This window comes from Nicoliella sp. ESL1120 (assembly GCF_058508515.1).
The window spans coordinates 406049-418417 of sequence record NZ_CP196383.1 but is presented as its reverse complement, the minus strand read 5'-3'; the positions used below and the strand labels follow the sequence as shown (position 1 = coordinate 418417).

Sequence of the window (12369 nt, the reverse complement as noted above, 5' to 3'; positions counted from 1 at the left end):
AGCAATACTAAATGCAGTGGCATTGGAGTTATCACCAGCTAATGCAGCTGAAGTCGCGGCATCCGCATTCGATGAAGCCACCGCCGCGTACGAATTAGCGTCGTCTTGGGCAAATTCTGCCGCATCGGTAGCGGATTCGGCTACGTTCAATGCTGAGGTCGCATTACTGTTGGCAGCTGAAACCGTACTGTTAGCTTGACTAGCCACTTCAGCATTACTATTTACGACCGATACATATGAGCTCATCGCTGGGATGTCATATTTAGCTGCATCGCTTACCACGCTTTGCATATTTGAGACGGCTTGGCTGGCAATTAAGGACCCGTTGCTAGCGGCAATGACGGCTTGACTCGCCTTGTCGCTATCGCTTGCGGTTGATAGATTGTTATTTGCCGCATTATTAGCGGTATCGGTTGCCCCATCAGCAGCAACTGATGCCCGTTGTGCATCGGCATTCGCACTGTTATTTAGATTGTTGATTACATCTACTGCCGAGTTGATTGCTTGATTGGCATTTTGAGCTTGCTCAGCAGCTTGACTGGCAACCGTCGAAGCCGAGCTCGCCTGTTCGGCAGCATTATTAGCAGCATTAGTGGCTTCACTTGCCAGGTTCGCAGCTTGTTCTGCGCTCACTTGGGCAGCAGAAGCCTGATTGGCAGCACTAGCAGCACCAGAAAGATCCCCCTTGCTGGCAGCTTCACTGGCTTGACTAAGGTATCCATTGGCTTGTGAAGCATTCGAAGCCGCAATCGATGCTTGATACGATGCACTATCCTTAGCAACAGATGCAGCTGAACTAGCGGCAGCGGCACTTTGTTGGGCACTACTTGCTACACTAGCAGCGGAGTCAGCAATAGAAGCATTACTACTAATCGCACTGTGGTTTGGATATTGACTAGCAATGCTTGTGGCTTGATTAGCAGCATTAGATGCAACGGCATTGTCAGAAGTAGCACTATCATAAGCAGCACTGGCCTTCTGGGATGCAATCGTCGCAGCATCGACATCGTTGCTGGCTTGGATGAACTGATCGAATGCTTGTGAAACAGCATCTGAAGCCCGTTTGACACTTGCTTCAGCATCAGCAGAGGCGGCAATCGAGTTAGCATCGTTGATTGCTTTGTTCGCAGCGGCACTGGCAGCATCAGCAACTGCAGATTGGGCATTGGCACTTTGCGTTAAATCGTTGATCACCGCACTCGCGCTGCTAGCTAGGCTTTGCGCAGCGGAGGCTAAATTAAGGGCACTGGCGGCGCTATCAGCATTTTGCTTGGCAACTGAACTAGCGGTTTGAGCAGCAGAAAGATCCCCACTGGCGTTAGCGGAAAGCGCTGCAGAAGCGGCACTCGAAGCCAATGAAGCGTATTCAGCGGCTGCTGATTGTGCTTGGCTAGCGTTAGCATTAGCGGTACTCATTTGCGCAGTGGCGGATTCAACCCCACTATTGGCACTAGCGATGGCGGCAGAGGCCGAACTAGCGGCACTTTGAGCACTCGTAATTGCGGAAGCAGCACTGGAGATTCCAGCATGATCGCTGGAACCAGCGTTAGCAGCCATTGATGAAGCAGCTTGAATTGCACTAGCAGCACTATCGATGTTGGTAACGGCACTCGAGGCCGCTTGGCTGTTAGCAGCTACTTGGTCGGCTGAACTTTGGGCGGTATTAGATGCCGTTTGCACCGCAGCATTATTATCTGAAGCGGCGTTCGCAGCGGAACTGGCCCGATCAGCATCACTATTAACACCATTTACCAATCCATCAGCAGCAATCGCAGCGGAGTTGATTGCAGAACTAGCCGCATTGATCAATTCAGCAGCCGATTGAGCAACGGCAAGGTCACTGTTGGCTCGCGTAGCAGCACTCGACGCTACAACATCAGCGTTACTTGCATCGATTGCAGCTTGGCTAGCTAGCTTTTCAGCGGCAGCAGCGTAGTTTGCAGCCGTTGCGGCGGCGTCCGGATCACTGTTCGAAGCGGCAGCACTAGCAGCAGCGTAGTAACTTTGTGCATCGATCAATGCCTGACTCGCAACGCTAGCGGCGGAATCAACAGTTGACTTAGCGGCCGCGGCAGCAGAGCTAGCGATGCTAGCATCATTATTCGCCCAACTAGTTTGAGCAACGGCATTACTGATTACCGTGGCGGCAGAATTGATAATTGGGTTATTGGAATATTGACCTGCCTGAGTGTTAGCAGCCGTCGCATTTGAACTAACGGCCGTGTTAATTGAATCGGTAGCAGAACTAGCTGAACTAGCGTTAGTGGAATTGTTAGCAGCATCGTTAACATTAACGTTGATTGCTGAACTGGCCTTATCAACTGAGTTGACAGCGTTACTTGCCCGCTTAGCACTAAGTGAGGCGTCTGCAAATGCTGCGATTGATTGAGCATCATCGGCAGCCGCACTCGCAATCGTGGCGTTATCAACTGCCGTTTGATATGCAGAGTTAGCAGCTGATTCAGCATCAAAGGCACTCTGGGTGGCTTGAGAAGCTGCTTGGTAGGCACTGGAAGCCCCATTTGAAGCAACTTCTGCAGAATCAGCAGCCGCCTTAGCAGCATTACTATAAGCACTCGCAGCCGCACTGTCACCATTGTTAGCGGCACTGATTGCTGCAGCAGCGGCACTAGATGCATCGTTAGCATAGCTAGTTGCATCGGTGCTAAAGTTCTGGGCAGCTTGGGCAGCACTACTTGCAAGCGTGGATGCCTTTTGGGTCTCTTGATTAGCTGAATTAGCAATTGAAGCAGCGATTGAAGCCTGTTCGGATGCACTGGAAGCCTTCGCAGAGGCGGAGCTCATCCCAGAAGCATCTGAGTACTTGGATGCAGCCGCGCTGGCAATTGAGTTGGCTTCACTAGCGGCACTCGATGCCTCCCGCGCTTGTTGAGCAGCTTCGTCAGCATTGCTAGCGGCAACACTGGCGGTGTTATTTGCGGAGGAAGCGGAGGTGCTATCACTATTAGCGTTGTTAGCATCGACCTTCGCGGATGCGGCAGCACTCGAGGCGCGGTTCGCATCGCTGGTGACGTTGCTTGCGCCATCGGCAAGCGCGTTTGCAATCGATTGGGCAACTGAGCTGGCACTAAGCGCCGCATCGGTAGCCGCACTGATCGTTGCAGCAGCCCCACTCGCTACTGAGGCAGCATTACTGCCATTCGCTAGGGCTTCATCTGCATTATTTTTAGCTTCTGATACCTTCGAATTAGCGCTATCAGCATCCTTCGCTGCATTCGCCGCAGCTTGGGCATAACTATTTCCATCAGCAAATTGCGAATTAGCGTATGCTTGCGAAGCTGCTTGACTTGCGGCAGCAGCAGCACTATTGGCAGAATTTGCGATCGAATTTTGGTAGCTAGCGGCATTCGTGGCTGAATCAACGATCGATTTGGCGATTGAAGCCTGTTGACTAGCTGATTGAGCGATCACACTGGCGCTGCTTGCAGTTGAATAAGCCTCGCTGGCAGTTTGGGCAGCGTTGCTTAATGCTGGGTTATTGGAGTAGCTGCTAAAGTGTGATTGAACGTCACTATTAGCACTGGATGCAACGCTTGTCGATCCGGTGGCTGTTGAATTAGCAGCACTAGCGGTTTGTGAATATTGGTTTGCGGAATCAACGGCACTGCTAATCAATGAGTTAGCAATTGGATTCGTTTGCGCTGCATTGGATGAAGCCGCACTTGATGCAACGCTAGCGGCACTATTTCCAGATTGAACATCATTGTTAGCACTGGAAACAAAGCTATTCAATTCACTGGCGGTTTGTTCAGCGGAATGAGCCGCTGAAATGGCGTTTGAAGCAACTACTTGAGCTGAGCTAGCTTGACTGGTAGCACTAGATGCTACTTGAGATGCAGAACTAGCGGTATTGCTAGCATCGATTGCTGCTTGGACGGCAGAACTAGCAACATTCGCAGCGGATTCAGCAGCGGCAGCATGGGCGGAAGCAGCATTACTATCGCCATTAGCAACTGCTTGAGACGTTGCAGCGTGTTCACTAGCCGCAACGGAAGCAGCGGAACTAGCGATTGCATCTGCTGATTTAGCAACATCAGCGGCAGAACTGGCAGTCGAGTAAGCATTTGAAGCATTCCCAGAAGCCTGACTGGCAGCCGTTGAAGCCGCCTGGGCATCTTGGTTCGCCGAACTAGCAACGCTAGCGGCAGAGGCAATCTCTGAATTGCCAGGATTATTAGAAGCAAAGTTCCCCGCATTTTCAGCTGCGGTGGAGGCTTCGGATGCAAAGGCGCTGGTTGCACTGTTGGCAGCACTAGCTTGACTGTTCAATTGGTTAGCAGAGCTAGCATTTTGACTCGCACCTGGGATTGATCCAGAACCGTTAGTTGCCTGACTAGCGGCACTGGCAGCGTTCGAGGCTGCATCGGTAGCGGAGGAAGCCTTATTACTATCACTGTTCAAGCCATCTGAAATTGCTTGTGATGCCGCACTGGCAGCATTCGATGCAGCTTGCGCAGCAGAGCTCATAATCACGTTTTGATTCTGGGCCTCTTGCGCTGCACTAGTGGCAGTTTGGGCAGCAGAATTGATCTTATCAACGGCGGATTGGACTTGGCCCGCTGCTGAACTGGCAGCATTGGAAGCAGCTTCAGCATTCGATGCGGCAATCGATGCGCCAGATTGATCGCCTCGATCAGCAGCTTGTGAAGCAGCAGCAGCATAAGATGCAGCGTTGCTGGTGGCTTGGCTAAGGGCAGCATTCGCTTCATCAGCAGCTTGACTTGCAGCAATGGCGTCTTGGCTAGCTTGGTTAGCAGCACTGGATGCTTCTAACGCCTTGGCAGAGGCACTTGCAGTGTCAATTGCGGCATTACTAATGGCTGCAGAAGCACTCGCAACTGATGCGTTATTGCTATTCAGGCTGTTTAAGCTGTTCACCACGCTGGTTGCACTGTTAACAGCACTACCATTTGGTATGGAGGCGGTGGAAGCAGCGCTTGCTTGTGATGAAGCATCTGTAATTTGTGTTAAATCATTTTGGGCATTACTAATCGCAGTCGTTGCATTTTGACTATTTTGGGTGGCTTGTGAATTAGCACCAGCTGCGGAACTGGCGTAACTAGCTCCACTCCCTGCGTTGTTGCGAGCGACATCAAAAGCACTCTGAGCAGCATCACGCGCCTCACTAGCGATGTTACTTGCACTATTGGCTTTACTTAAAGCAGCGCTAGCAAGCGACTCTTGAGCGGCCGCATTCGAATTAGCTTCGCTAGCCTTAATGGCTGCAGAACTGGCACTACTTGCTACCAACGATGAGGCATTCGCAATTGAAGAAGCTAGGTCAATATTGCCATTAGAAACAGCACTGGCAACTGCTGATGAGGCACTAGCAGTGTAGCTAGCGGCACTAGCAGCAACGGAAGCAGCAACAGAGGCCACCTGTGAGTAGCCATCAGCAGCTTGTTTAGCACTATTAGCATCTTGCACCGCTTGGGAAGCGTCAGAATCAGCTTGTGCAGCAAAGCTATTGGCAAAACTGATGGTGCCAGAAGCACTCTTGATCACTTCGTTATTTGGATTATTAGCTGCCATTGAACTAACATCGGCTGCAAAACTAGCAGTGGAGCTATGAGCGCTAAACACATCTGGATAGACACTGCTGGTGTTAGTAGCTAAATCAGAAGCTGAATCAGCATGTTGGCTTGCTCCAGAAGCATCGGATGATCCAGAGGCAGCTAGACTGGCAACGCTATTGGCAACGGAAGCCACACTGCTAGCCTTACTAGCGACTGTGTTAGCACTATTATTGGCAGCAGTCACAGCTGAACTAGCGGCATCATTAGCATCCTTAGCAGCTTGGGCGGCAGTCGAACTAGCAGAAGCTGCCGTACTAAAGGCCGTACTTGCTTGTTGATCAGCAGCTTCAGCGGCACTATAAGCAGCGTTAGCTGAATTAGCAGCATTGCTGGCCGCAACTTCTGCAGCGCTAGCCTGGTTCGCATAGCTGTCTGCAGCAGAATGATCACCAGCTAAGGCAGCACTGGATGTTTGCGACGATGCTAGTGAAGCTTGTTGCGCAGCTTCACTGGCTTGACTAGCAGCGATCGAAGCATTGGAATAGGCAGTCGCAGCGTTACTCTTAGCAGTTTCAACTTGCTGGGTTGCATTCGAAGCAACGCTAGCGGCAGAGTTAGCAACGGAATTAGCTGAACTAGCCTTGCTATTCGCTGAAACAACATCGGCATTATCAGAATGATTGTTCGCTAAGCTACTAGTTAGTTGATTGGCTTCATTGGCAACCACGGCGTTGCTATTGGTTGCAACGTTATCTTGATTGACTTGACTAGCGTATGAATTAATTGCATCAGAAAATTGGCTCGCCCCAGAAGCATTGGATGAACCGAAAGCTGCATGACTCGCAGCACTATTTTCAACACTTGCAGCTGAATTAGCCGAGCTGGCCTTACTATTTGCAGAACTATTGGCCCGTGAATTAATTACATCAAGCGCAGAACTAGCGGTATTAAAGGCATTTGCGGCATCTGTTTGCGCTTGTGAGGCCGCGAGTGATTGTTGCTTAGCAGTATCGCTGGCGGCTGCAGCAATTGCACTGGCACTTTGCGCACTTGTGGCTGCGATGCTGGCTTGGCTCACGGCCGCACTAGCAAGTGAGGCGTATGATTGAGCAGCTACGGTGTCGTTAGCACTCAATGCTGAAGAAGCTGCATTGACAGCACTTTGAACGTCACTAGCGGCAGCGTTGGCACTGGAAGTGTATTCGGCTGCAGCGGAAGATTGAGCAATCGCTTCGTCAGCTGCAGATTTAGCAATTGTAATTGCACTAGCCGCACTCTTAGCAGCATCATTGGCGCTACTTAGGGCCTCAACGTTGACCTTAGCGGCACTTTGAATCACATCGTCAGTTGGGTAAACAGAGGCGATGGATTGAGCTTGCGTATTCTTATCATTAGTTTGAGCAGCGTAAGAACTAGCTGCATTCGAAAAATCAGAAACCACTGTCAGGGCTGATTGGGTCGCACTAGTATTAGTATTCACACCTGTGGCAGCGCTACTTGCTAGGTTAACAGCTGAACCAGCTTGACTGGTGTAATTCGATAATGCTGTATCGATATCACTAGCTTGGTTGTTCAGCTCTTTGACCCGCTCACCGATCTGGTTCAATGCATCATTGGCTGCATTGGCAGCATCTTCAGCATCCCTAGCAGCCTGTTGAGCAGTAGAATTTTGTTGATCTGCAGTTTGAGCGGCAGTCTTAGCTGCATCTTGGGCCGTTTTAGCACCTGAAGCAGCGGCACTAGCCTTATCGGCAGCAGTGCTGGCAACGGAAGCATAAGAACTAGCCAAGGAATGATTCCCATTGCTGAGTGCTTCGTGTGCAGCATCAGATGCCGCCTTAGTTGCACTCTCTTGAGCAGCAGCATAAGAAGCATAAGAAGCAGCAAGCGATGATTGGTTAGTCGCTTCATCACGGGCACTTTGAGCAGCACTTAAGGCATCGCTAGCAGCCGTGCTGGCAGCGGAGGCCTTAGCAGAAGCGCTACTTGCTTGTTGGTAAGCGTTATTGATGACTGCATCACTTGGGTATTGACTAGCGACCGATTGGGCGCCATTAGCGGCACTACTGGTGTCGCTAGCAAATGAACTGGTCTTGTTTTGCGCATCAGCGGTACTTGCAGCGTCACTTTGGGCTAAGCTAGCTTCCTGGCTTGCACCATTAGCGGCACTACTTCCATAAGCTGCATAACTAGCTGCTTGAGCAGCAGATGATGCTTGGGAACTGGCAGAGTCTAGCGCTCCCGTGTTGATCTCATTGATTCGTTCTACAGCCTGGCTAGTCGCATTACTAGCATCAAGCGCTGCTTGGGACGCAGCTTGTTGCGCATTGGAAGCATTGGCTTGTGCAGTTTGGGCGGCATTAGCAGCAGCATTAGCATTATCGTTAGCTTGATTTGCGACATCTGCAGCATCACTAGCGCGTGAAGCGGCTTGACTAGCGACTGCAGCGTAAGAACTAGCTAGTGAATAATCACCATTTTGTACGGCTTGACTAGCAGCTGAAATTGCCGACTTAGTTGCTGCATCTTCATTAGAAGCAACAACAGCTTGGCTAGCAGCAATCGCAGCCTGACTATTAGCATCGTTTTCAGCACTTTGGGCAACGCTAGCAGCTGCAGAAGCAACTGATTGAGCACTACTTGCCAATGATTGGGCACTGTTAACAACCGATGCAGCACTACTAATGACCGCATCACTAGGGTAAGCACTAACCATCGATGAGACTTGACTACTGTCAGCGCTAACTTGATTTTGGTATGAAGTGGTTTGACTATTTTCAGCTGACGCACTATTGGCGTAGTCAACGGCAGAATTAGCATGTTGACTGGCCCCATCAGCATTCGACTGACCAACGGCAGCGTAACTAGCGGTTGAAGAAGCAGCTGATGCCATTGAACTAGCAATCGCATTACTACTACTAATTAACGTTGTTGCTTGTGATAACGCATCAGCAGCTGCGTTCGATGCAACTTGGCTGGCGGAGGCGGCGGCACTACTTTGTTGAACCGCACTATTTGACGCATCATTAGCAGCTTGAGAGGCCGCATAAGCACTTGAAATGGCTTGTGATGCAACCGAAGCAGCCGTGCTAGCTGCACTCGCAGCATTTTGTGCGGATTGAAGCGCTGTCGACGCTTGAGCTGAATTACCAGCAGCAGAATAGCTTGCAACTACGCTCGCAGCATCAATCGCACTTTGCTTAGCAGCTGCCGCACTCGACAGTGCATTGGAAGCTGCCTGGCTAATTGAGGCGGCAGAATTAGCAATTGAAGTAGCAGCAGAACTAAGCGCAGTTGCCTGTTCAGAAGCACTTTTAGCATCTATCGCAGCTTGACTAGCCACGCTGTTAGCACTACTGATCGTCACATCGTGCGGATGTAGTGAAGCCAAGCTAGCAGTCACACTAGCAGCCGAACTAGCTTCACTATTGGCATTCGACACACCTAAAGAAGCCGATGCAATTGCACTTGAATCGGTTCCAACGCTGTTTTCAATTGAATTAACTTGGCTTTGCGCATTGGAAGCATTAGAAGCAGCTAGCGAAGCATTATTAACTGCTTCACTCGCCGCAATATTGTAGTCTTCCGCGGTGATCGAATTAAATAAACTATTGGCATTACTGTAAAGGGAAGCTGCTGAACTAGCCGCTTTACTAGCATTAGAAGCTGCATCAGAGGCAATTGAACGTTGCGTACTTGCGGAAGCGGCAGCAGTTGAGGCCGCCGAATTAGCAGCGCTGGCTGCAGAGGCCGCGGAAATTGCTGCACTAGATAGGCTTGCGTATTGACTATCGTCTCGAACCGAAGCAATTGCACTGGCCAGACTTTGTGCCACTGAGGCCGCAGAACTGGCAACGTTAGCTTGACTACTTGCATCTACGGCAAGTTGATTGGCAACGGAATTAGCTGCGGATGCTGAAGCAGCGTATGCACTTGCGTTGCTCTTGTAGCTATTCAATGCACTTTGGGCACTACTTAACGCTGCAGAAGCAGAAAGGTAGTCATCACGATTAACCGCATTACTATTTTGATCTAAAGTCCCCAGCATTGCGTTCAATGAATCGGTCACTTCATTGATTGCATTCGAGTCGGCAATTGTTTGTTCGTTAAATTGGTTGGCCCCACTGTAAGCTGAAGAGAACCCGTGGGCCGCCTTGCTAGCTTCGGCAGCATAGCTACTAGCGGTATTAGCTAAGGTCGCTGCTGAACTCGCATTCGAAGAGGAGGTATCCTTTTGCGCATTATTAGTGATCGTTCCAGTTTGAGTACCAGTATCAGCAACGTCAGGCGTTTTACCAGGGTTATTAATCGTCGTTTCTGTCGTGGTATTGTTCCCAGAATTCTTGATCGTATTACTTTGGTTTGACACCCCAAATTGCGCTGTCACCGTGACCGTAGTCGGTGTAGTAGCACCAACAGCGTTCAATGGCTCAACTAACGTGTAGGTGTAGCGGCCATCCGCTTGTTTAGTAAAGGCGGAAAGTGGCAACTTAATTGTATATTGATTGGAGTAATTAGCATTGTTAGGAACGGTACTAGTGGCTGGTTGGTATGGGTTGGTCACCACCCCCGTACTTCTGACTTCGTTCTTCCCGTTCGTGGTGACCCGAACGTAAACTTCCTTTGAAGACTCAGGCAAGTCGCTTATATTAGCAGGAATATTAGCCAAAATTAACTTAGTAACCACATCATATCCAGAAGCGGCGTTGTTAACGGTGGTCCTTAGGTTCGAATTCCCGTTAAAGAATACACTTGGTACGGCTGAGAATTTCAGGTAGGTCGTGGTCCCATTGTTAAACTGACTTAACACACTGTTAGTGACTTCCTTACCGGAGGCATCTAGGACCTTAACGCTATTGTTGTTCACGTTAACGTAAAATTGGGCGTTACTATCAATGGCCTTGTCAACTTGAGTCACAACTGAATAAGCGGTTAACGGAATTTTAGCAAATAAGGTCCCGGCACCGGTCGTGTATTGGTTATTGACCCCGTTCAGACTGAAGATCACCCTTTTCCCGGGGTTATTGATCAAAATGTTTCCTTGATTACTTAGTAATGTAAATTTAGACCCAGTCGCTCCATCGGTCGAAATTTCGGCATTCCCATCGTTCAAGACGTTCAAGTTCCCGGAGATACTAATTAATGACCCAGAGTTAGAATTAACGGCAGAACTCCCGTGGGCGATGAAGGTCCCCCCGTTATTCACGAGCACCGTCCCGGCAATTACGTTTGGGTTGGCAGACTTAGGGTTATCAACGTGTTCAATGTCTAAGACCCCGTTATTGGTAACCGTAATGTCTCCGCTAACGTTGATTCCAGAAGCGTTCGCTTGCGGAGCGACCTTTAACGTGGCGTTATTGATTGTCACGTTGGCACCCTTCCGAACGATTAATCCGACGGAGTTGGCTCCATCAACGTTATCTTCAGGCGTTCCACTACCATTTTTAGGCACCAGGTTCATGGTTGAGCCTTCATTTAACGTTAACCCACCGGAAAGGTCGATTACGTTCCCCCCGAAGTCATACCCATTGTAGGTACTGCCCTTCATTAAGGACATTTGTGAAATTTGGAGATTTTGTTGGTTGACAGAACCGTCATTTCTGTTTCCCTGCGTATTAACCGTCTGGAAGTCATTTCCATTGATCACACTGGTGTATTTCCCGACCGAATTAACGTTTACGGTTCCAAAAATCTGCACGTTAGCGTTGGTGGCGTTCACCAATTGTGATCCAGTATAGGTAATATTAGAGTAGTTGATCGTTCCGGCTTTATTGGTCCCTGCGGTCCCAATCTTAACCGGGCCATAGTAGTTGGTCCCGTACATGGTAAGGTTCTTCACTGTTACTACGGCATTGGCAGCCCCACCGTTAAATCCATAACCAGCGGCCCCAAAGTCAATTGAGTGCCCCTGCCCATCAATGGTGATCGATGATTTACTACTAAGGTTAATATTGGTTCCACCAGCCCCCTTATTCCCAAAATCATCGGTGACCTTAATCACCGCAACACTGGCGTTTCTCATGGCAGCATCAAACGCAGCCCAAGTTCCAACATAGGCAACACTGCCGGATTCGGCAGGTAGGCTACTGTAGTCGGCACTATCAGAAGTGCTGGCTGCTCGATCGGTCAAACTATTGGTCGTTACATCAACATCAGAAGTCGTCTCAACGGCCGCTCTAGCTAACAAGTCGCTTTCGTTGATCCCAGATAATGAATCAGCGCTGACGGTAACGGCGGAGAGTTGGTTCACGCTGGCAGAAGATGCACTGCTATTAGCATCTTCTGCGCTGCTTGAGCTGACGTTACTGGATGATTGACTGCTTTTCGATGCTGATGAAGATGCATTAGAGCTCTTTGAAGTCGTTGAAGAACTGCTACTGCTCTCTAATGAAACTGATGCAACACTGCTAATCACGCTGGCAGAATTACTACTACCACTTGATTGATCGGCTGAACTAGTATCCGTGCTTGAACTGTTACTGCTGATACTATAATTCATGATCGTTGCATCTGAAGATGCGCTGACCGTGCTTTCACTGGAATTATTTTCAGAACTTGTAACGCTAGCGGCACCGCTTTGTTGGGAAGAGGCAACCGTTGGCTGGCTACTATCACTGGCGACACTACTAGTGTTATTACTATCGCTATCATCATTAGATGAAGAATAATTAGAAGAACTTGTATTCGCATGCGCTAAAACGGATTGTCCAGACAACACGCCCGCACCTAATACTGTAAACATTGATAGTGAGACCACTACCCATTGTTTTTTAACCTTCCGAAGTACTTTTTTATCATTTACTTTATTAATTTTAAATTTGTTATAGAGCAA

1 protein-coding gene (running past one end of the window) is annotated in these 12369 nt (G+C 49.4%); it reads right to left on the bottom strand.

Going from position 1 to position 12369, the window contains the following annotated elements:
• Positions 1-12369, bottom strand: partial view of a DUF5776 domain-containing protein gene (locus ACSYTE_RS01945; RefSeq protein WP_491717040.1) — the 5' portion only. 15939 nt of this gene lie to the left of the window's left edge; only the first 12369 of its 28308 coding nucleotides appear in the window; it begins with the start codon at positions 12367-12369; the stop codon falls past the left edge of the window.